The 22,006-nt window shown below is 61.0% G+C and carries 19 protein-coding genes and 4 pseudogenes; 18 read left to right on the top strand and 5 right to left on the bottom strand.

Features of this window, described 5'->3' with window-relative positions; all coding sequences use genetic code 11:
* Positions 1 to 383 precede the first annotated feature (383 nt).
* The 3 genes from BF95_RS20670 to BF95_RS20680 form a co-directional block, all read right to left on the bottom strand.
* Positions 384 to 1,259 carry an alpha/beta fold hydrolase gene (locus BF95_RS20670; protein WP_025549969.1) on the bottom strand — a complete coding sequence of 292 codons (876 nt, stop codon included), beginning with the start codon at positions 1,257 to 1,259 and terminating at the stop codon, positions 384 to 386.
* Between the two features lie 194 nt (positions 1,260 to 1,453).
* Positions 1,454 to 3,097: a LuxR C-terminal-related transcriptional regulator gene (locus BF95_RS20675; protein WP_043154037.1), complete on the bottom strand. Its 1,644-nt coding sequence runs from the start codon at positions 3,095 to 3,097 to the stop codon at positions 1,454 to 1,456.
* A complete protein-coding gene (locus BF95_RS20680; protein WP_043154039.1) occupies positions 3,094 to 3,966 on the bottom strand; it encodes a hypothetical protein in 873 nt (290 codons plus the stop codon). Before BF95_RS20680 ends, BF95_RS20675 begins: the two co-directional genes overlap by 4 nt.
* A 1,142-nt stretch (positions 3,967 to 5,108) precedes the next feature.
* On the opposite strand from BF95_RS20680, the gene BF95_RS20685 reads away from it, so the two are divergent.
* The 4 genes from BF95_RS20685 (at position 5,109) to BF95_RS20695 (ending at position 7,995) form a co-directional block, all read left to right on the top strand.
* On the top strand, positions 5,109 to 5,966 hold the full coding sequence (locus tag BF95_RS20685) for a hypothetical protein (RefSeq protein ID WP_235209907.1): 858 nt from the start codon (positions 5,109 to 5,111) through the stop codon (positions 5,964 to 5,966).
* An 8-nt stretch (positions 5,967 to 5,974) separates the two neighbouring features.
* On the top strand, positions 5,975 to 6,364 hold the full coding sequence (locus tag BF95_RS29720; protein ID WP_235209908.1) for a cytochrome P450: 390 nt from the start codon (positions 5,975 to 5,977) through the stop codon (positions 6,362 to 6,364).
* Positions 6,365 to 6,376: 12 nt separating this feature from the next.
* On the top strand, positions 6,377 to 7,594 hold the full coding sequence (locus tag BF95_RS20690; RefSeq protein ID WP_043154041.1) for an NAD(P)/FAD-dependent oxidoreductase: 1,218 nt from the start codon (positions 6,377 to 6,379) through the stop codon (positions 7,592 to 7,594).
* An 80-nt stretch (positions 7,595 to 7,674) separates the two neighbouring features.
* Positions 7,675 to 7,995 carry a 2Fe-2S iron-sulfur cluster-binding protein gene (locus BF95_RS20695; protein WP_025549965.1) on the top strand — a complete coding sequence of 107 codons (321 nt, stop codon included), beginning with the start codon at positions 7,675 to 7,677 and terminating at the stop codon, positions 7,993 to 7,995.
* Between the two features lie 117 nt (positions 7,996 to 8,112).
* Here the strand turns inward: BF95_RS20695 and BF95_RS29725 are convergent.
* Positions 8,113 to 8,283 (bottom strand): annotated as a pseudogene (locus BF95_RS29725) (IS5/IS1182 family transposase); the annotation flags it as partial.
* Positions 8,284 to 8,988: 705 nt separating this feature from the next.
* Between BF95_RS29725 and BF95_RS28425 the strand changes: the two are divergent.
* The 14 genes and pseudogenes from BF95_RS28425 to BF95_RS26675 form a co-directional block, all read left to right on the top strand.
* Positions 8,989 to 9,540 (top strand): fatty acid desaturase, encoded by a 552-nt coding sequence (locus tag BF95_RS28425; RefSeq protein WP_235209911.1) that lies wholly within the window; start codon positions 8,989 to 8,991, stop codon positions 9,538 to 9,540.
* Positions 9,522 to 9,695: a hypothetical protein gene (locus tag BF95_RS28430; RefSeq protein ID WP_200867023.1), complete on the top strand. Its 174-nt coding sequence runs from the start codon at positions 9,522 to 9,524 to the stop codon at positions 9,693 to 9,695. The genes BF95_RS28425 and BF95_RS28430 overlap by 19 nt, the downstream gene beginning before the upstream one ends.
* Positions 9,696 to 9,861: 166 nt before the next feature.
* Positions 9,862 to 10,080, top strand: coding sequence for a rubredoxin (locus BF95_RS26665; RefSeq protein ID WP_081764246.1), 219 nt, complete (start codon positions 9,862 to 9,864; stop codon positions 10,078 to 10,080).
* Entirely contained in the window at positions 10,077 to 10,292 is a 216-nt protein-coding gene (locus BF95_RS20710; protein ID WP_025549963.1) for a rubredoxin, read from the top strand. Before BF95_RS26665 ends, BF95_RS20710 begins: the two co-directional genes overlap by 4 nt.
* Positions 10,293 to 10,355: 63 nt before the next feature.
* On the top strand, positions 10,356 to 11,810 hold the full coding sequence (locus BF95_RS20715; RefSeq protein ID WP_043154043.1) for an aldehyde dehydrogenase family protein: 1,455 nt from the start codon (positions 10,356 to 10,358) through the stop codon (positions 11,808 to 11,810).
* A gap of 48 nt (positions 11,811 to 11,858) precedes the next feature.
* Complete coding sequence (locus BF95_RS20720) at positions 11,859 to 13,487, top strand: GMC family oxidoreductase (RefSeq protein WP_043154045.1); 1,629 nt, start codon at positions 11,859 to 11,861, stop codon at positions 13,485 to 13,487.
* 93 nt (positions 13,488 to 13,580) lie between these two features.
* Positions 13,581 to 14,264, top strand: a complete 684-nt coding sequence (locus BF95_RS20725; protein WP_043154047.1) for an OmpW/AlkL family protein — start codon at positions 13,581 to 13,583, stop codon at positions 14,262 to 14,264.
* Between the two features lie 190 nt (positions 14,265 to 14,454).
* Positions 14,455 to 15,576 (top strand): thiolase family protein, encoded by a 1,122-nt coding sequence (locus BF95_RS20730; protein WP_025549960.1) that lies wholly within the window; start codon positions 14,455 to 14,457, stop codon positions 15,574 to 15,576.
* Positions 15,512 to 15,859, top strand: coding sequence for an enoyl-CoA hydratase/isomerase family protein (locus BF95_RS30430; protein ID WP_200867024.1), 348 nt, complete (start codon positions 15,512 to 15,514; stop codon positions 15,857 to 15,859). Before BF95_RS20730 ends, BF95_RS30430 begins: the two co-directional genes overlap by 65 nt.
* Positions 15,856 to 16,362, top strand: a complete 507-nt coding sequence (locus BF95_RS28440) for a hypothetical protein (protein ID WP_235209910.1) — start codon at positions 15,856 to 15,858, stop codon at positions 16,360 to 16,362. The genes BF95_RS30430 and BF95_RS28440 overlap by 4 nt, the downstream gene beginning before the upstream one ends.
* 18 nt (positions 16,363 to 16,380) lie before the next feature.
* A pseudogene (locus BF95_RS20740) lies at positions 16,381 to 18,140 on the top strand (acyl-CoA dehydrogenase C-terminal domain-containing protein).
* A gap of 26 nt (positions 18,141 to 18,166) precedes the next feature.
* Entirely contained in the window at positions 18,167 to 19,855 is a 1,689-nt protein-coding gene (locus tag BF95_RS20745) for a long-chain-fatty-acid--CoA ligase (RefSeq protein ID WP_081764247.1), read from the top strand.
* Positions 19,856 to 20,130: 275 nt separating this feature from the next.
* Entirely contained in the window at positions 20,131 to 21,000 is an 870-nt protein-coding gene (locus BF95_RS20750; protein WP_043154051.1) for a tyrosine-type recombinase/integrase, read from the top strand.
* Positions 21,001 to 21,006: 6 nt separating this feature from the next.
* Positions 21,007 to 21,243: pseudogene (locus BF95_RS26675) on the top strand (transposase zinc-binding domain-containing protein); the annotation flags it as partial.
* Between the two features lie 252 nt (positions 21,244 to 21,495).
* Here BF95_RS26675 and BF95_RS20755 read toward each other — a convergent pair.
* Positions 21,496 to 22,006: pseudogene (locus BF95_RS20755) on the bottom strand (transposase); the annotation flags it as partial.

The raw sequence follows: 22,006 nt of genomic DNA on the forward strand, positions 1-22,006 counted from the left end.
CATCGAAGGCGGCCGTGACTTTGCGGCCATGAACCGCTGGGAATGCGAAAGAGAGTACGCTATTGTCTGCCATGGCGGTCGTGGCACTTTCTGTCCGGCTTGAGGATTGGTCTCAGCAACCCTTCTCTAAACCAAATCAGATAGTTACGCTACGATCGCCAACCCAAAACCGTGCCCCCGGTGCATAAGACGGGTTAGAGGTGGTTCGCCCTACACTGGTGATCCGAGGGTTGCTCGGGTGGGCCGAGCCGATCCTCACACGAGGAGGACGAACCTCATCGCAATTCACGATGCAACATGTTCGCAGGTCGTTGAGCGCATCATGGGGATCGGCTCTGAATTTCGGGTCGAGAGGAGTCAGGGCGAAGACGTTCGGTAAGGCTTCAGCCGTCATAGGCTCGCGTCTGCCGGTCCAGCCGCTCAAGAAATCCGACCGCGGCGCTGAGAAAGGCGTCGTTGCGATCACCAGCCACCATGTGCGACGCGCCGGCGACATCGGTGAACTTTCCGTTCGGAAGCTGCGCGACGAAGGTTTCCGCCGCCTCCCGAGAAACCAACTCGCTCAGCCGACCCCTGATGAGATGCACCGGAAGCGTCAAGCCGGTCAATCGGGCTTGGAACGCGTCGGCATCCCGCAAGGATCGACAGCTTTGCATGCCAGAGACAACGCCGGGATCCCAATGCCAGCGGAACCGCCCGTCATCGCCCTGCTGCAGGTTCTTGGCCAGTCCAGAATGATCCGCTGGCCGCGGTCGGTGAGGTAGATAGGCCGCAATGACGTCTGCGGCCTCTTCAAGGTTGCCAAATCCCTGGGCGACATGGGCGTTCATGAACTCCATGACCTTGGCGGCGCCGTCTGGGTCCATGTTCGGAACGATGTCGACCAGGGTGATCGAGCTGAAACCCCCGGGCGCGATCTCGGCCTCCGCGTACAGTCCGGCGAGACCGCCGAGCGACGCGCCGATCAACGCCGGACGGCCACCCATCGCGCGCGCGACCTCCGCGAGATCTTCCGAGAACCGCTGAATCCCGTAGTCGCCCGTCGGTGACCAGCCACTCTCGCCGTGGCCGCGAAGATCGAGCGTGACCACTTCCCAGCCCCGATCCGCAAGCGCCGCCGCCGTCTTGGCCCAGGCATGCCGTGTCTGGCCGCCGCCGTGCGCCATGAGTACTGAGCCGCGCGTTGGCCGACCATACATATCTGCGGCGAGGTCGAGGCCATCGGTTGTTCTGAAGATCGCTCGGCTTGGTTCATTCATAGGTGATCTCATTTCTGCGCCCGACCCGACAGCCCGCATTTCGATCGCCTCTACCGGGCGGTCCCGCTTAAGTATTAGCGCATCGTTGTCTCCCTCGCCAGTGTTGGCTGCAGGTGGAGCGAAGCGGAACCGGAGGGTGACCTGGCGAAGGAACGACCTCTGAAATCGTGTAGCGCTCATGGTCGCGGGTAGTTTTACTGTAGAATTCCGAGCCTCTCCGATTCCAGCAGCGCTTGGACTCTGTTCTTGACTGCCAGTTTGGCAAATAGATTGCGAATGTGCCATTTGACGGTGTCTTCACTTATGCGATGCTTGGACGCGATATCACGATTAGAGAGACCTTCTCTTATCCTTTGAAGCATCGCCAGTTCCTTTCTCGTGAGCACAACCGAAGTTATGCTTCTCGGCGAGCGGACGCGATAGTCGCCGGGCGCGGGTTCTCGACGCCCCAATTCCTCCTCGCTCGGAATCAGATTTAACAGTGGCGTCGAGATGGGTCCAAGCGCTTCCAGATGCCACCGTTCATCGAGGAATGTGCGATAACATCCAAGTCGCGAAGCAATGGCGATCGCGTCGGCTACGCGCTGTTCAGACACGGCCGATCTTCCTGTCCCGGCACAAGCAACGGCGGTGCAGAGTAACGCCGCAACCTCCAGCCGGCCAAGTTCAAATCGGCGTGCATGGTCTAGAGCGACGTTTGCAAAGCGGTTGGAAATGTGAAACTTCCCCTGTCGCGCCGCAATGCGCGCTTCCGTAAGCGATTGCCGTGCGCGGAGATACGGTCCATGTGTCGAGAGAAAAATTGGGTGATTGTGGTTCGGCAAGGTGGAGAGCGCCTGCTCCGCGCTCTCTGCAACGAACATATCCGCGAGCGTCAGTCGCGCCAGGACCTCAAGCCGGACGAAACCAGATTCTCCCGCTATCACGCGCATCTCGTTAAGAAGCTCGGCAGCACGTTTTGGATTGCCCTTGCAGCGGGCAATTGCTGCAGCGGTGCGATAGGCCGAGAATGTAAAATCGACAATGCCATGCCGCCGTACAAAATCAAGAATCTCGTCGACGTGTGCTTCTATGCCGTCAAGTTGGTTCGCCTCGTACTGAATTTCTAGTTCCAGCGTGTTCAGAAGGTTTACTGAGAAAGGGGTCGTGTTGATTTGAGCATTTTCGTCACCGCGCGCTTTTTTGAGTAAGGCAGCACCTGCGCGCATATCTCCTCTTGAAAGCTCGGCGAGAATCATGGCGCCGTAAAGCCATCCCAGTGCGTAGTGGTGATCCGCGATGTTGTTTACCGATGACGTCTCCAAGGACAGTGTCCTTAAATCACCAAACCGGTGCTCGCTGGCCGCAAGGAAGCAAAGACAGGTGAGCACAGCACCTTTGCTGACGAGGTCCGCCTCGTTATAGACTTTCATCCAGGCTTCGCACTGACGCCGACTTTCCGACAGATTGTCGCCGGTTGCTTCTCCGATGGCTTCGATGAGGTCGCACCAGCACTCTATTTGTCGGCGTACTTGTTGATCAAGACCGCTAAGTTCCGTGGCCCGCAAATCAGCCAACAGCCCACTCGCCCGCCGGTGGTCGTGACTAAAAATCTGGGCCCAGGCCAGGCCAAGGGCGATTGTTGGAGAACCCGAAATAACAGCAGCGGAAAAACTGCCTTGCCAAAACTGGATTTGATCTATCTCGCCTTCCCGCAGCGCAATATCCATCATATTTTCAGACGCGACATCAGCGGCCGATTCGTTCTCACCTGCGCGTAAGGAGAGATTGATGCTGTCGCGAATGTTGTTGTTTTGTCTTTGCCATTGGGCGGCGCGGGCGAGCAGGTTCGGCTTCAAGCGGGGTTTTCCACCGAGAATCTGTGCTCTAGAAATTCGCGAAGCAAAGGGTGGAACTCATAACCTGTCTGCGATCGGTCCAGAGGCTGGAGAAGCATCTGCTCGGTGGAAAGTTTGTCAATAAAATAAGCCGCATCGTTTCGTTGGAACGCATGGTTGAAATATTCTGCTGATACCGATCCAAGAATGGAGGAGCAGAGACAAAATTCTCGAATATCATTAGGAAGTGAGTGTAGTATTGTGCTCCGGAAATATTTATCCAAGTCAATATCTACGCCTGTGATGCCGTTGACTATAAGGCGATTGGTTGAGTGGTTCTCCGATGCTGCTTGCATCAAAAGGCAGAATATCTCTGGCCAACCTTGGGTGCGCTTCCAAAGCGAATAAGTTTCAACTTCTGAGGCTGCTCGCCTTTCCTCGGTGAGCCCGACTGCTTTTGCTTCGTCGAAATTGAAGGCAAGCGCGTCATGTCTTAGCTCGTGGGTTTCTCGTCGCGCTTTCATGCGCGCAAAGCCGATGTCTGCCGAGCTTGCCGCGATGAATTCCACTTCGGCTGGCGTCGCCAGCATGAAGGCCTCGATCTCGTCTATCGAATGCAGATCAAATTCGAGATCATCGAAACAGATGAGAACCTTCGATCCTAGTCGATCCTTGGTCTCCCATAGCCAAGTGGCGAGGTCATAGAGGCTGCGAGGACATTCTCTCGGCCGCAGCGGGGGCGGCGTGTCGTGGCCGCCGGCCTCTTGGGTAGCGGCGAGCTGCGCGCAGATACGGTCCGCGAGGAGTTGCAGATCGCCCCGGCATTCTTTGATGGAAACCCATGCCGCCGCAGCACAGGCTTGCCGACGATCGGCCCAATGCTGTGCCATCGCGACAGTCTTTCCGTAACCTTGAGGCGCGCGAAGGAGATAGCAGCGCGTCGGCTTTTCGGCAGCGAAGAGGCGAGGGCGCGAAAGGCATCCGGAGGCCAACGACGCCACTCGCTCATTGATAGAGCCTGTGGGAGGCTGTGCCCTTTGTCGCGGGCTAGAGTCGGTCTCCCGAGGCCGCATCTCAAATCCGAGCGGATGAGTCGACGCAGGCTCATCCGCTCGAATGCCTCTCACTTTCGCAGATGCTGTGTCTGTTTTTACATGCGTCATCGGGGCGGAACTATAGCAGCAGGCCGCCCGTGTGCAATCCAGAACCACTCTTTAGTGTGGGCTTTGGGCCGATTGGGTTGGCCGACCGCAGGCCCTCACTCGCCGTTCGTATGCGTTCAAGGCAGTGTCCGTGTCATCAACTTTCAATCTCCGGCTGTTAGTTAGGCTGCGATCTCCGCGATCTCCTTCAGGGCGAAGGCGGGTTGCCCAGCTCGGGACTTCGCCCGTCGAGAGTTGAACTGCCTTGGTTTGACGCGTCAGCTTTTCCGCGCGAACACCAGGTCGGAGGCCAATGCCGTGTCCGGCGCAGAATTCCACCGGCTTCAAGGGGGGCGATGCGGCGCCGGGACGTTCCGGAGCCACGCTTTGGACAGCGGCGGGCGATGATAAGGCGCGATGAGTTCCTCGCCGACCAGCGTTACGGCTCCCTCAAACCAATATTGACGAAGCAGGGCGGTGACCGTTTCCCCCGGCGTGGCCCGCGCCAAAGATCACCACATGCGCGTCCGATCGGCTCACAGAAGCCCTCTCGCCCAAACCGAGCGCCTCGCGCGCGATGTCAAAGCACCCGCCGCGCCTGCGAGCCTGCTCCAAGCATAAGGGGGCCTGAAGGGGAGGGGTTGAAAACCACACTTTAGTGGGGTTGTTCCGTGCCTTGCCGAACCCCATTCGCTGAGGACTGTCAATTAGAACTGATTTTAGAACACAGTGAATGTGTCTTCCAATGGGATGAGGAGAACGCCGGATGAGCACCATCGCATGAAATCCGTCCACCGAACCGGCGCCAGCACCTTGCTGGTATCGAAGCCCGCCGCTGCGCCCAAAAAGAAGACTAGGAGACTAGAGATGACTCAGAAGGAGACCATGAGATGACTCAGGCTGCTGCGACCGCCGATCGCGCCGATGCATATTCGATTCCGCTGGACAGGATCAACGTCGCCGATCCGGCGCTGTTCCGCGACAACATGATGTGGCCCTACTTCGAGCGCTTGCGCAAGGAAGATCCGGTTCACTACTGCAATGACAGCCAGTACGGGCCGTACTGGTCGGTCACCAGGTTCAAGGACATCATGAGCGTGGAAACCAACCACAAGGTGTTCTCGTCCGCGTCCCGCTCCGGCGGCATCACGATCATGGACAACAATGCGGCGGCGTCGCTGCCGATGTTCATCGCGATGGATCCGCCCAAGCATGACGTGCAGCGCAAGACGGTGACCCCGATCGTCGCGCCGGAAAACCTCGCCAAGCTCGAAGGCCTGATCCGTCAGCGCACCCAGAATGCACTCGATGCGCTGCCGGTCGGTGAGACCTTCAACTGGGTCGAGCGCGTCTCGATCAACCTGACCGCGCAGATGCTGGCGACGCTGTTCGGATTCCCGTTCGAGGATCGCACCAAGCTGACGCACTGGTCAGACGTCACGACTTGCGAACTCGGCACCTGCGGGGTCGAGACCGAAGAGCAGCGCATCAAGGAGATCCAAGAGTGCGGGGCCTATATGACCAAGCTGTTCAACGAGCGTGCGAACTCTGATCCGCAGCCCGATCTGCTGTCGATGCTGGCGCACTCGGAAAACACCCGCAACATGAGCCCGGAAGAGTTCATGGGCAACATGGTGCTGCTGATCGTCGGCGGCAACGACACCACCCGCAACTCGATGAGCGGTGGCCTGCTCGCGCTCAATGAGAATCCGGAGGATACCGCAAGTTGTGCGCGGACCCGACACTGATTCCGTCGATGGTATCGGAAATCATCCGCTGGCAGACGCCGCTGGCGCACATGCGCCGCACGGCGCTGGAAGACTTCGAACTCGGCGGCAAGCAGATCAAGAAGGGCGATAAGGTCGTGATGTGGTACGTCTCGGGCAACCGTGACGGCGACGAGATCGAGAACGCCGACCGGTTCATCATCGACCGTGCCAATCCGCGTCATCACCTGTCGTTCGGCTTCGGCATCCATCGCTGTGTCGGCAATCGCCTCGCGGAGATGCAGTTGCGCGTGCTGTGGGAGGAAACGCTCAAGCGATGGCCGAAGCCCGGGCAGATCGAGGTCGTGGGCGAGCCGCGCCGGGTTTTCTCGACCTTCGTCAAGGGCTTCGAGGCGCTGCCGGTCCGGATCAATGCCTGAGCGATCGACGCAATGAGCGCGAACGTCGTGATCGTCGGCGGCGGGCACGCCGGTGGGCAGGCGGTGGCCAGCCTGCGGCAGGGTGGCTTTGACGGGGACATCACCCTCGTCACGGCCGAACAGAGCCTGCCGTACCAGCGGCCGCCGCTGTCCAAGGCCTACCTCGCCGGCGAGTTGCCGCGCGAGCGCCTGCTGATGCGGCCGTCCGCCTTCTACGAGGGCGCGGGAGTCGATGTGCGTCTGGGCATCGAGGTGACCGGCCTCGACGCGGGGCGCCGTAGCCTGACGCTGTCGGACGGAGGGCAACTGACGTACGATCATATGATCCTGGCTACCGGCGGCCGGCCGCGGCCGTTGCCGTGTCCGGGCGCGGATCACCCGGCCGTGCACTATCTGCGCACGATCGCCGATGTCGACGCGATGCGTCCCCGCTTCGTTCCGGGCGCGTGCATCGTCATCGTCGGCGCCGGTTACATCGGTCTGGAGGTGGCGGCAGTCGCGATCAAGCACGGGCTGCGGCCGGTCGTCCTGGAAATGGCGCCGATGGTGCTGGCGCGCGTCGCCAGCCCGGAGGTCGCTGGCTTCTTCGAAAACGTTCATCGCGGTGCTGGTGTGGATCTGCGCACCGGTGTCGCGGTCAGCGCGATCGAGGACCGGGACGGCAAGGCGGTGGTGGTGTCGACGGCGGGTGACCGGATCGAGGCCGATCTGGTCGCCGCCGGTGTCGGCCTGCTGCCAAACGTCGAGCTGGCGCAGGCGGCCGGGATCGACTGCGACAACGGCATCGTCGTCGACGCGTTCTGCCGGGCGTCGGCATCGGGGGTCTATGCGGTCGGCGACTGCAGCAACCATCCGAGCCGCCTGTACGGTCGGCGCTTGCGTCTTGAATCCGTGCACAACGCTCTGGAGCAGGCCAAAACGGCGGCGGCTGACATCTGCGGTAAACCGCTGGCGTACGACCAGGTGCCGTGGTTCTGGTCCGATCAGTACGAACTCAAGCTGCAGACCGCCGGTCTGAGTCAGGGCTACGACCAGGTCGTGATCCGGGGCAACATGGCGATGCGCTCGTTTGCGGCGTTCTACCTAAAGGACGGGCGGCTACTGGCTGTCGACGCCGTCAACCGGCCGGCCGAGTTCACCCTGGCCAAGCGCTGGATCTGGGACCGCAAGGCGCCGTCGCCGCAGCAGTTGGGTGACGACAGCATCGAAGCAAAGGCGCTGGCGGTATGATTTCATACGCGGCCGAGTGCCGCATCCCCAATTTTTTCGAATTTCCGCATGATGCGGATCAACACTAAAAGGGTTACAACGTGACCAAGATCACTTTCATCGAATTCAACGGAACCGAGCGCAGCGTTGATGCCGAAAACGGCCAGTCGCTGATGCGGTCGGCGGTCGACAACTTAGTGCCCGGCATCGACGGCGACTGCGGTGGCGCCTGCGCCTGCGCGACCTGCCACTGCTACATCGAGGGTCCGCTGGCGGGAAAACTGCCAGAAATCGGCGAGGCCGAGCGCTCGATGTTGGAGATGGTCGAGGGTGTCACCGCCGCGTCGCGGTTGGCGTGTCAGATCACCGTGTCCGGCGATCTCGAAGGCTTGGTCGTGCGCACCCCGCAATCGCAGCACTAAACCGGCGTCTCCGTTCACTGTTTCAGCCGGTGCGTTACTGTAGCGCACCGGCTGCACGGCGCCCCGAGAACAGGTAGTCCGCTAGTACCTCTGCACAGAGGTTTTGACGGGTTGGGCGTCACAGGGCGAGGCACCGTTCGTGCTGCGATCCGACCGCGCAAGGGCCGCATCCAGCACCGGCCGGAACAGCTCGAAGTCTACCACCGCACTCAGTCGGTCCAGCGGGTCGCCCGCCGCCGACAATGCCGCAAGCCGCTCATCCACATCGAAGAAACCGTGCTGTACCATCGCTGCCTCCCGCTCTCGCCGGTGGCAGTGAATCGCCTCACGCGGTTAAAGGCTGCAGGATTTTAGAGGCACCCGACTAAAACCACACTTTAGTGGGGTTGTTCCGTGACCTTGATGAATCCAATTTGGTGGGAACGGGCAATGAGAGCCGATTTAATAAGTCCAGTGAAGTGTGTCTTCATTGAGATGAGGAGAGTACCTGATGAGCACCATCGCACGAGATCCGTCTCCCTATACCGCGCCTGATCGCTATGTCGACAGGAAGCGCTATCTATGGATGTTGTCGGTCGTCTGGCCAGCGGCGCCGCTGATTGGCCTCTACCTTGTCAGCGTGACTGGGTGGAGTGTGTTTTACGCCTTTACGCTGGTCGTCTGGTATGCCGTCATCCCGGCGCTGGACGTCTTGTTTGGAAATGATCCGAATAACCCCCCGGAGGCGGCCGTGGCCCGTCTCGAGGCGGATCGGTATTATCGAGTTCTAACCTATCTTACCGTCCCAGTGCATTATGCCTCACTCATCGTCTCGGCATGGTGGGTGGTGACCAAGCCGATGGCCTGGTGGGAAGTTGTCGCGCTTGCGCTGTCTCTGGGCATCGTCAACGGCCTGGCTCTGAACACCGGCCATGAATTGGGACACAAGAAGGAAGCCTTTGACCGCTGGATGGCCAAGATCGTTCTGGCCGTGGTCGCTACGGCCACTTCTTCATCGAGCACAATAAAGGCCACCATCGCGACGTTGCGACCCCCGAAGATCCCGCTACGTCCAGGATGGGTGAAAGCATCTATAAATTTTCGCTGCGCGAAATTCCGGGCGCCTTCAAGCGCGCCTGGAATCTGGAAAAGGTGCGGCTGGAGCGCTTGAACAAGGGAATCTGGAGCCTGGACAACGAAATCATCCCGCCGCTGCTGATTACAATCGTCCTTTACACGTCCCTGTTGCTGGCGTTCGGACCCGACCCCAAGCTGCTGGTGTTCTTGCCTATCCAGATCGCCTTTGGATGGTGGCAGCTGACCAGCGCTAACTACATCGAGCACTATGGGTTGTTGCGCGAAAAAATGGCGGACGGACGTTATGAACGCGCCCAGCCCCGGCATTCCTGGAACAGCAATCACATCGCCTCCAATCTGATCCTGTTCCATCTCCAAAGGCACTCCGATCACCACGCCACCCGACTCGCAGCTACCAGTCGCTCCGGGACTTTGACGGCCTGCCGGAGCTGCCGAGCGGCTACCCCGGCATGTTCTTCATGGCGCTGATTCCGCCCATGTTCCGATCTGTCATGGACCGCCGTGTCGTGGTTTGGGCTGGCGGCGATCTCGGCAAAATTCAGATCGACGGCGCGCGCAGGAAGAAGATCGAGCGCAAGTTTGGTGCTGCTTCAAACCGGCCGACGCGGGCAGTCGCCGAATAGTCGCCTGCCTTGGCGACTAGCCGAGGAGCTCGTTCCGAGTCTCCTCGGCCGGCAGTCGCGGGCCGCGATGGCGTCCTGAAAAGGGCGTGCCGCGCGATCGCATCCTCGTCAGCGGCCTGTCCCGAAGGTTTTTAAAAACTCAAATCGACAAAAGGAACAAGGCGCCATGGCGCGGTATCAGTGTCCCGATTGCAGCTACATCTACGATGAACTTAGGGGTGAGGCCCACGAGGGATTCCCGCCCAATACGTCTTGGGCGGGAATCCCCGAGGATTGGGCCTGTCCCGATTGCGCAGTGCGCGACAAAGCCGATTTCATCCCTCTGGACTCGGGCGAGGTCGGAGAAGAGGCGGGGCCTCAATCTGGTTCCGGAGCCGAACGATGACCAAGGGCGACCAGGAGGCGGAACCGTCAGGTGCCGTCGAAACCGTGCCGTTCGCGAAATGGCACTGCGTGACCTGCGGCCATATCTACGATGAGGCCCTCGGTGATCCCGATACGGGCGTGGCACCTGGCACCCGTTGGGCAGATGTGCCCGCCGATTGGTACTGCCCGGACTGCGGCGCGACCAAGGAAGATTATGACCTTTATCGGTGACCCATTCGAGCGGACGCTTGTCTTCCCGCTTTGCAACCTTGCGGATTCCTTGAGGAGGGCCGAGTGAACGTTCATGCAGTCACCGCGACCACCGCGGCACCGATTCATCCCGACGGCGAGATCGATTCCCTGTTCTCATCGCACCGCCGATCGGCCGTAGAGAACAGGACGAAATTCACGCTAAAAGCGCGACTGGTTATGTTGTCGCGACTAAAGGCAACGATGAAGACCCGGGAAGACGAGATTATCCGAGCTCTCTACACGGATTTCAGGAAGCCAGAATCCGAGGTGCGTCTGACCGAACTGTTCCCGGTCTATCAGGAAATATCGCATGCCCGGCGCCACCTCCGATCCTGGCTGAGACCGCACCGGGTTCACGGCTCTTTGGGGATGTTCGGAATCGCGGCCGAGGTCCGCTATCAGGCCAAGGGCGTCTGCCTGATAATTTCCCCGTGGAACTATCCGGTGAATCTCAGTTTCGGGCCGCTGGTGTCCGCGCTTGCGGCCGGAAACACCGCCATCATCAAGCCTTCCGAACTGACGCCGGCGACGTCCGCCCTGATCAGGGACATCGTCGAGCAAACCTTCCCCCGGGATCTGGTCGCCGTCTGCGAGGGCGACGTCCAGGTTTCGCAGGCCTTGCTGGATCTGCCCTTCGACCATATCTTCTTCACGGGCAGTCCCCAGGTCGGCAAGATCGTGATGGCGGCCGCGGCGAAACATTTAACATCCGTGACGCTTGAACTCGGGGGCAAGTCCCCGACCATCGTCGATTCGACCGCGAATATCGAGCAAGCCGCTCGCAAGATCGTCTGGGGCAAGTTCGCCAATAACGGCCAGACCTGCATCGCTCCGGATCATGTCTATGTCGCTCGAGACCAGGCCCCGGCGCTGATTGATGCGCTGCGGCTCGAGATCAGGCGGGTCTACGGGCAAACGGACGGCCAGCAGAAAACCGGGCCGGACTATTGCCGAATCGTGAACCGGCGGCATTTCGAGCGCCTGACTGCCTTGGCCGATGACGCCACATCGCGCGGCGCGACCGTCCTGGAAGGCGGAGACCGAGATCCAGGCCAGAACTATTTCTCGCCGACCATACTCGGCGGGACGACGCCGCAGATGGCGATTTCCCAGGAAGAAATATTCGGTCCGGTTCTTCCGATCATCGAGTATGATGACATCAGCGTCGTTGTCGATGCGATCAACGCGGGTCCAAAGCCGCTTGCCATCTATGTCTTCAGCAACGACGCCGCCGTTCGCGAGGATATCATACTGAGTACCAGCTCAGGTGGCGTCTGCGTGAACAACAATGTCGTCCAATTCTTGCATCCCAACCTGCCGTTTGGCGGTGTGAACAACAGCGGTATCGGCACGGCACACGGATTCTACGGCTTCAAAGCCTTCTCCCATGAACGTGCGGTTCTGAGAGACAAATTCTCTGTCCTGCGCCTTCTATTCCCGCCGTACACCCCGGCCGTAAAGAATCTGATCAATCTAATCGTCCGCTTTTTGGGTTGAATCGAGAAACAAGAGAGCGGCGTCGGTAGCTGCCGTCTGGAGATCAGGATGTTTGACTATATTATTGTTGGAGCGGGATCTGCCGGATGCTTGTTGGCGGAGCGGTTGTCGGCCAATCCCAGGACGCGGGTCTGTCTGCTTGAGGCGGGCCCGTCCGACCGCAGCCCGCTGATTCACATGCCCATCGGGATAGCGCTGCTGGCAAAGAGCAAGACTCTCAATTGGGCATTCGAAACACAGCCACAGGCCAATCTTGGCGGTCGACGGCTGTTTTGGCCGCGCGGCAAAACCCTTGGCGGATCGAGTTCGATCAATGCGATGGTCTATATTCGCGGGCACCGGGATGACTATGATTCGTGGGGCGAGGCAGCCGATCCGATCTGGTCTTATGATAATGTACTGCCGCTATTCAGAGCAATGGAGTCCAACGAAAGATTTGGAACCGACGCGTTTCATGGCGGCGACGGTGAGCTTCACGTCAGTGACCTGCGAACCCGCAACCCCTTGAGCGATGCCTTCGTCGAGGCTGGACAACAGGCACAGTTTCCGCGTGCCGTCGATTTCAACGGGGAGACGCAGGACGGCGTCGGCCTGTACCAGGTCACCCAGCACAGAGGCCGGCGCTGGAGTTCCGCGCGCGCCTTTCTTTCCAAAGCCAAGGGCCGGCCCAATCTACGGATAGTCACGGGCGCGCGGGCTACCCGGATCATTCTGGAGGACCGCAAAGCGGTCGGCGTGACCTATGCCGTGGGGGGCAAACTCGTCGATGTGCGAACCAGGGAGGGTGAGGTCATTCTTTCGGGCGGCGCCGTCAATTCCCCGCAACTACTGCTGCTTTCCGGTATCGGCGACGCAGCCGAGCTGAACGCATTCGGTATTCCGGTGGTCGTCGACCTTCCGGCAGTCGGAAAGAATCTTCAGGATCACCTCGATATCACAATCATGCATGAGGCGAACGACCATACACCGATCGGCATCGCACCGTCATTCATCCCGCGTGCGCTGTCCGGAGCGTTTTCTTACGCCTTCCTCCGAAAGGGCTTCTTAACGAGCAACGTCGCCGAGGCGGGCGGCTTCGTCAAAAGCACACCTTCGCGGAGTCGGCCGAATCTACAGTTTCATTTTCTCCCCACGCTTTTGAAGGACCATGGGCGCGAAATTGCGTTCGGGTATGGCTATACATTGCATGTCTGCGATCTTCTCCCCAAGAGTCGGGGCCGCATCGGGCTCACAAGCCCCAACCCGCTCGACGATCCGCTGATCGATCCAAGCTATCTCTCTGCCCCCGAAGACATCGAGACCATGGTCGCGGCGGTGAAGATCGGCCGGCAAATTCTGTCGGCGCCGTCAATGGCGGCGTTCTCGAAAACCGAACTGGTCCCTGGGCCAGCGGTCCAGAGCAAGGCGGATATCGTGGCGGATATCCGTCGGCGAGCGGAGACGATCTATCATCCTGTGGGAACATGCCGGATGGGACGAGACCCTCAGTCGGTCGTCGATCCGTCTCTCCGGGTGCGTGGCGTGCAAGGTCTTCGCGTCGTCGACGCCTCGGTGATGCCGACGCTGGTCGCCGGAAACACCAACGCCCCGACGATGATGATTGCGGAAAGAGCTGCCGAGCTCATTCTTGGGGAAACGAAACTCGCACTCAGCACCGACATGGAGGCAGCCCGCTAACTCGTCGCAGAAATAGGACGACAGTTGGAACCGTATAGATCCATCAAAAAATGCCGATCCAGAATAGTGGCGGCCCATAGGGAGGATAATTTCATGAGAAAAAATGCAGCACATACCTATACAAGGCTTGCGCAATACACCGCCGCTCTCGCCGTCTTGAGTGCCTCCCCTCAACCTGCGTGGGCCCAGGACTCGGGAGATTTCAAGCGGTGGGCAGTAAGTGTGAATGCAACCCGGGTCTTGGTGAGTGAGAATGCGCCCGACATCACCTTGGCGGGAGGGCATGTCCCCGGCTCGAATGTGAGGATCGGAGACGCAACGACGGTGACCGCTGATATCGGATATTTCGTCACGCCCAATATTGCCGGAAATTTGTTTCTCGGCGTACCACCGACCGCGCAAATTGACGGCGCCGGTTCGCTTGAGCCGCTCGGAACAGTGGCCAAAGTCAACTATGGACCCATCATCTTGTCGGCCCAGTACCATTTCAACAATCTTGGCAAGGTTCATCCCTATCTGGGAGTGGGGGTCGGACGGATCATCTTTCTGAATGCGCGCGACAGGGCTTTGGCTAATTTCAGCATTGACGACAGTTGGGCGCCTGCGGCTCAGGTGGGTGTTCGGTATGAGCTTGGCGCAGAATGGATGCTCAACGCCGACGTTCGATACGTTCCCTTCTCCACGCACGCCACCGGTTCACTGGGTGGAGCGCCTGTCCGGACCCGTTTGGACATCGACCCGGTCCTGACCAGCGTCGGAGTAACTTACCGGTTCTAGGTTCGATCAGGCGCTTCTTAACGGGCGATCTGAATTTCAAGGGGAAATCCGAGTGTCGAGTCTGATGATGGACCGCCGTTGATGATCTCGCAGCTTACTTCGCTCAACTGTCCTCCATGCCTATGCCATCAACGGCGCGAGAATGCCCCCGATCTGACGGTCGATAACTAACACATCAAGGAAGACCGGAATGGCCGAAGCCTATATCGTCGATTATCTGCGCACGCCGTTCGCTCCGGCCTACAGGGGTGCGCTCGCCCCGGTCCGACCCGACGATCTCGCTGCCAGCGTCATCGCGGCGCTCGTAGCCCGAGCGGGATTCCCGGCCGACGAGATCGAGGACGTCAATCTCGGCTGTGCTTTTCCGGAAGGTGAGCAGGGGCTCAACATCGCTCGCTGCGCCGCGCTGACCGCCGGCCTGCCGCAATCGGTCGGCGGCTCCACGGTCAACCGCTGGTGCGGCTCTTCCATGCAGGCCATCCAGATGGCCGCCGGCGCGATCGCCATGGGAGCTGGCGACGCCTTCATCGCCGGCGGTGTCGAATCCATGAGCCGCGTACCGATGATGGGTTTCAATCCTCAACCCAACCCCGGTTGGACGGATGCTCAGCGGCTCGTCTTCCTCAACATGGGTCTGACCGCGGAGACCCTGGCGGAACGCTACTGCCTTTCCCGCGAGGAGCAGGATGCCTATTCGCTCGAAAGCCAAAAAAAAGCGCTGGCGGCGCGGGCGGACGGCAGGCTGGCTGCCGAGATATCCCCGGTCGGCGATATCGCTTCCGATGGTTGTCCGCGGGAAACGGATGCGGAGAAGCTTGCCGGATTGAAGACGGCGTTCAAGGTCGACGGCTCCGTTACCGCTGGCAACTCGTCCCCGCTCACCGACGGCGCCTCCGCGACGCTCGTCTGCTCCGCTGACTTCGTCAGGCGGCACGGGCTCGATCCGCTAGCGCGTGTGGCGGGTTACGCGATTACGGGTTGTGCTCCAGAGATCATGGGCATCGGACCTGTCGAGGCGAGCCGAAAGGCCTTGAAGCGAGCCGGCATCTCCGTGGCTGACCTCGACGTTGTGGAGATGAACGAGGCCTTCGCCGCGCAGGTCCTCGCCTGCTGTCGCGATCTCGGGATCGATCCGGCCAGTCTCAACCGGGATGGCGGTGCCATCGCGCTCGGTCATCCGCTCGGCGCCACGGGCGCGCGTCTGGTGGGCAAGGCGTCGAGCGTACTGAAGCGCGATGGCGGACGTTATGGGCTGGCCACCCAGTGCATCGGGGGAGGACAAGGCATCGCTATGGTCCTGGAAGCGGCGTGATGAGGGTGATTGCCCAAGCCGCCGTGATCGGCGCAGGCGTTATGGGTTCCGGCATCGCGGCCCATCTGGCAATGCCTTCATCGATCGGGGTCACGCTACCTTCAGGGCGATCAAATATGCCCCGTTCCCGGTCGTCGGCGCACTCGCGGGGATGGCGTTCGGCGGCGGCTGCGAGATCCTGCTCCATTGCAGTGCAATCCAGGCGCATGCCGAGGCGTCGATCGGTCTCGTCGAGACGAAGATCGGCGTCGTCCCCGGCTGGGGCGGCTGCAAGGAGTGTTGATCAGGCAGTACGCACTGACGGCCGCACCGCACGGCCCTGTGGCGCCCGCGATCGCCGCCTTCAATCTGATCGCATCGGCCAGGGTCTCCGGGAGCGCCTTCGAGGCGCGCAATCTCGGTTTGCTGAGGGTAACCGACGGTATCACCATGAACCGGGACCGACTGCTCGCCGATGCGAAGCGGAAGGCGTTGGATCTCGTGCCCGGCTACTCGGCTCCGGAAAGGCCGAAGATCGCGTTGGCCGGTCTATCGGGAGCGCCCGCCATTCGCAACCTGTTGGATAGCGAGGTGATCGCCGGTCGCGCCACAGCGCATGATCGGGTCGTGGGCATTGCCCTGATCGACACCCTGACGGGCGGTGTCAGCGCCGATCCGCTGAAGCCGGTCGGCGAGGACGAGATTACCGCGATGGAAAAGCGCGCGTCCATCGCCCTGTGCGGGACGCCGGGGACAGTGGCCCGCGTGAAGCACATGCTTGCGACCGGCAAGCCGCTGCGCAACTGACGAGAGAAAGACAGAACAATGACATCCTATGCACCGCCTGTCAGCGACATAACCTTCCTGCTCGGAGAGGTCTTCGACTTCGACGGCCTGATGCGGAGGCTGCCGGGCCACGAAGACGTCAACGCGGACCTCGCTGTCTCGATTCTCGATGAGGCTGGCAAGTTCTGCGTCGGCGTGCTCGAACCGTTGAACCGGTCCGGCGACGAGGAGGGCTGCCGGCTTGGAAACGGGGCCGTCTCCACGCCGAAGGGCTTTCCCGAAGCCTATCGGGCATTCGTAGAGGCCGGCTGGGCCGGTCTTTCGGGCGATCCGGAATATAGCGGCCAGGGTCTGCCGCGCGTCGTACAGATACTGGTCGATGAGATGATCTCCTCAGTGAACCTGTCCTTCGGCCTGTTCCCCGGGCTCACCCGAGGCGCGGTGGAGGCGATCTCCCGCCACGCGAACTCGGACCTCAAGGCGACCTATCTGCCGAAGATGATCTCCGGCGAATGGACTGGCGCAATGGCGCTCACCGAAGCCGCGGCCGGTACCGACCTCGGCCTTTTGACAACGAAGGCAGAGCCCGTTGGCGACGGCTCCTATCGGATCAAGGGCACGAAGATATTCATCTCCTCCGGCGACCATGACTTCGGCGGCAATATCATCCACCTGATCCTCGCGCGCTTGCCGGGCGCGCCGAAGGGGGTCAAGGGCATCAGCCTGTTCCTGGCTCCGAAGTTCCTCATCGGGAAGGACGGTTCGCTCGGAGCGCGCAACGACATGTCCGTCGGGTCGCTCGAACACAAGATGGGCATTCACGCGCAGCCGACCTGCGTCATGAACTACGACGGCGCGATCGGTTGGCTCGTCGGCGAGGCGGGCCGCGGCCTCAACGCCATGTTCACGATGATGAACGCCGAGCGTCTTTTTGTCGGCATCCAGGGACTCGGCATCGCAGAAGCGGCGAACCAGAAGGCCACGGGCTACGCACGCGAGCGCCTTCAGGGCCGTTCTTCAGACGGCACCCGCGGTCCCGTTGCGATTATCGAACACCCCGACGTACGCAGGATGCTGCTGACCGGCCGCAGCCTGGCCGATGCCTCCCGGGCGCTGGCGATCTGGACCGCCATGCAAATGGACATCGCCGCCCGGCATCCTGACGAGGCCGCGCGCAGGGAAGCCGACGGGTTCGTGGCACTGCTCACGCCGGTTGTGAAGGCAGCGTTCACCGATTTCGGCTTCGAGACGGCCGTGGCTCGCAGCAGGTGCTCGGCGGCCACGGCTACATCCGCGAATGGGGCATGGAGCAGTTCGTCCGAGACGCGCGCATTACGCAGATCTACGAGGGCACCAACGGCGTTCAGGCGCTCGACCTCGTCAGCCGCAAGTTGCCGATGGAGGATGGCGCGCTGGCCTCGCGCTTTTTCGCGCTCATCGAGCAGGATCTGCGTATAGCTGCGGATTTACCCGCAGCGGGTGTCATCACGAAGGCCACTGCCCAGGCGCTCGGCCGCCTGGAAACCACGACGCGCCACCTTCTCGCGGCGCGAGCCGCGCCCGCGGAGGCCGGAGCTGCCGCCGCCGATTATCTGCGCCTTTTCGCACTCGTGGCCTTCGGCTGGGTGTGGGTCCGGATGGCGGCCAAGGCGGCCACCGGAAAGACTCCGCTTCATCGCCGCAAGCTGGCGACCGCGACGTTCTTCGCAGAGCGGGTGCTGCCGCAGACGCTCTGGCTGGAGGCGGCAATCATCAGCGGGGCAGCGTCTTTGATGGATATCGAAGCCGAACTGCTTTGATCAGAAATTCCTTGGGAGGAAATGTGATGCTTGGACAGATGATGCACTCGCCGCTGCTCGTGTCGTCGATTCTGCGACACGCGGCGGCCTATCACGGCGACACGGAGGTCGTATCGCGCACGGTGGAAGGGCCGATCCACCGCTATACCTATGCCGAGCTTTCAAGGCGCGCGCAGAAGCTCGCCAATGCCCTCGGACGCCTCGGCCTCGAAAACGGCGACCGGGTCGGAACACTGGCCTGGAACGGCTATCGGCACATGGAGCTCTATTATGGCGTGTCCGGATCCGGCCTCGTCTGCCACACGATCAACCCGCGCCTCTTCCCAGAGCAGATCTCCTATATCATCGCGCATGCCGGAGACAGGATCCTCTTCTCGGACCTGTCGTTCCTGCCGATCCTCGAAGTGCTGGCGGACAGGCTGAAGGACCTGAAGGCCGTCGTCATCATGACCGACGAAGCCCATATGCCGAAATCCGAGATCCTTCCCGGTCTCGTCTGCTACGAGACACTGATCGCGGGAGAATCGGACGAATACGAGTGGCCGGATCTCGATGAGAATACTGCGTCGGGCCTGTGCTACACCTCCGGGACTACGGGCGAGCCCAAGGGCGTGCTCTACAGCCATCGGTCCAGCGTATTGCACGCCATGACCTGCGCGCTGCCCGATGTGCTGGGACTCTCGGCCCTGGATTCGGCCTCTCCGATCGTGCCGATGTTCCACGTCAATGCCTGGGGTGTCCCTTTCGCGGCACCGATGGTGGGCGCCAAGCTTGTTATGCCGGGGCCGAGGCTGGACGGCGCCAGCCTGCATGAGTTGTTCGAGCAGGAAGGCGTGACATTTACCGCCGGTGTGCCGACCGTTTGGCTCGCACTGCTGGACTGGATGGACTCGCACGCCCAATCGTTCACAAGTCTGAAGCGCGTCGCGATCGGGGGTTCCGCTTCGCCTCCGATCATGATCAGCCGCTTCCAGAACAAGGGTGTCATGGTCCGGCACGCCTGGGGGATGACCGAGACCAGTCCGATCGGCCTCGCCGCGACGTTGAAGACGAAGCACGAAGGACTACCGGCCGAACAGAAACTGGCGCTGCAGGCCAAGCAGGGACGGCCGCTTTTCGGCATGGAGTTCTGCATCAAGGGCGCCGATGGCGAGCCGATCGCGAGGGACGGCAAGAGCTTCGGTTCGATGCTCGTGCGCGGCCCCTGGGTCGCTGCCGGCTACTACAACAGCCCCATCAGCCCGGCGCACGCGGCCGAGGGCTGGTTCGACACCGGCGACGTCGTGACCATGGATGCCGATGGTTTTATTCAGATCGTCGACCGCACCAAGGATGTGGTTAAATCCGGCGGCGAATGGATTAGCTCGATCGAGCTGGAGAATATTGCCCAGGCCCATCCGGCCATCAAAGAGGCCGCTGTCGTCGGCAAGCCGGACGAGCGCTGGGGCGAGCGCCCGGTGCTCATCGTGCAGCTCAAGCCGGAGATGAATTTCTCACGTCAGGACATGGTCGAACTGTACACGGGTAAGATTCCCAAATGGAGTATTCCGGACGATGTGCTGGTCGTCGAGGAGCTGCCGCATACCGCAACCGGGAAGCTGCTGAAGACAGCCATCCGCGAGATTGTCGTGAAGGAACTGCAGGTGGGACCGCTGGACGAAGGTACTGCAGGAGGCGACCTGGATCGGCATCCGGCGCCCGGCAGAGCTTCATAGCGAAGCTCCCCACATCGGGCAGATAAACACGAACTCGACACATCGCATGGCGATTGCCGAAGTCGTGGGGTGCGTAAGGTCGATACGGCGCCAGCGGTTCTGTCGCAAATTTTCTTGAGGGCGAGACCCCGGCGGTCGAGTTCGCGGGGCTTACGCTGCCGGAGTGCGGATTGAACTAACCCGCTGACGCGGGAGAGGGGCGTAGATTGGGCGGAATGGCCTCCAGGTGAGAAGGTTTGGTTGCTCGACCAACCCTTGACCAGGAGACCATCCCCATGACTGAAGCCACGGCAGCGGTAAGCCCGCTGCGCCGTCGTATGATCGACGACATGAGCCTGCGCAACTTGTCGCCTGCGACGCAGCAGTCCTACCTTTACGCCGTTGCGAGGTTCAGCCGATATCATGGCCGATCGCCGGATCGGCTCGATATCGAGGATGTTCGCGCATTTCAGGTATATCTGGTCGCCCAGGGCATCTCCTGGCCCGCGCTGAACCAGACGGTCTGTGCGCTGCGCTTCTTCTTCGGTGTGACGATGAACCGGGCGGATGTCCCGGAGCGGATCGCCTATGCTCGTACGCCTCGGAAGCTGCCGGTAATCCTGAGCGCCGATGAAGTCGTGCGGCTTCTGGAAGCCGTGTCGTCGCTCAAGGCGCGGGCGGCGCTGACAACGGCCTATGCGGCGGGTTTGCGTGCCTCGGAAGCGGTGAGCCTGAAGGTTTCCGATCTCGATAGCGACAGGATGCTGATCCAGATCCGCCACGGCAAGGGAGCCAAGGACCGCACAGTGATGCTGTCGCCTCAACTCCTTCGTATCCTGCGGACATATTGGCGGCTGGCGCGACCCGAGACGTGGCTGTTCCCCGGTCGAGGCGACAAGCCGATTGACGTGGCGGTCCTCCACTCGGCGTGCCGCTCCGCGGTCAAGGCGGCAGGCCTCGTCAAGCGCGTCAGCGTTCACACGCTGCGCCACAGCTTCGCCACGCACCTGCTGGAAAGCGGCGTCGATGTCCGGATCATCCAGGTTCTGCTGGGGCATAGCGATCTCTCGACAACGGCGCGCTACACCCAGGTAGCAACAACGACGATCTCGAAGACGCAGAGTCCGTTCGACCGCCTGACACTGGAGGTCATGCCGCCGGCCTGATCTGTGGTGCGCTCCGAACTGGAGGTGGCGGATATCTTCCGTCGCCATGGTCCTGCCTACCGTCTCGCCCATGACGGCCATCTCGGTCGCGTCGAGCGGCGCGTCATGTCGGCGATCGAGCTCTGCCGGACCGCAGCGCTCGGTGGTCACGTCGAGGCCTGTGAGGACTGCGCCCACAGCCGGGTCGCGTATAATTCCTGCCGTAACCGGCATATGTGGACGGCTCCCTCTTGCAAGAGGCTGAGAGGATAATTTGATCGGATCGCTTGCGATCATATGTCCGGCCTTTTGTTGCGGCCACTGAGGACCGCTGGCCAAGATGGTTTCCGCAGCACAAGCTCCTACACTGCCGCGGCCTAGAAGGCCATTGCCGGTTGCGGATTGTCTTGGGCCTTGGATCGATCGATCACACCATCTACTCGTTTCTTGCAAGATCCGGCATCAGGTCAACACGATAGCGCCTAGGATTTGCTCATCGTGTTTGGCTGATTCCTTTCACGCTGCGGCGGCTTGAACTGCCCGCGTAGTGCTTCGATGATACTGCTCGCCACTCACCATCATCTTCCAGGCGATCCGAGCGATCTTGTTGGCAAGAGCCACCGCTACAAGCTTCGGGCTTTTTTCCGATCAAAGCAAGCCCAGGAGCCAGGGAGAGGCGTTCCGGCCTCGCGTCCGGCGAACATGGCCAATGACCGCAGTTGCTCCGACGATCAGTGTGCTTCTGAGCAACTCATCACCAGCCCGCGTGATGCCCCCAAGCCTGGTCTTGCCAGCGGTCGAATGATCTTTGGGCGTAAGCCCCATCCAGGCCGCAAAATCACGCCCGGACTTGAACAGCCGCGGATCGGGCGTCTTCATCATCAGGAAGGAGGCGCCGATCGGTCCAACACCTGGGATCTTGGCCAATCGCTGGCTGCATTCATTGCTGCGATGCCATGCCATCAGCTTCTCCTCGACCCTCGATCTCGCACCTTAAGGCACCGTACTCCTCCGCACTGGAGCGCGA

This window comes from Sphingobium sp. Ant17 (genome assembly GCF_000588875.1).
GTDB lineage: Bacteria > Pseudomonadota > Alphaproteobacteria > Sphingomonadales > Sphingomonadaceae > Sphingobium.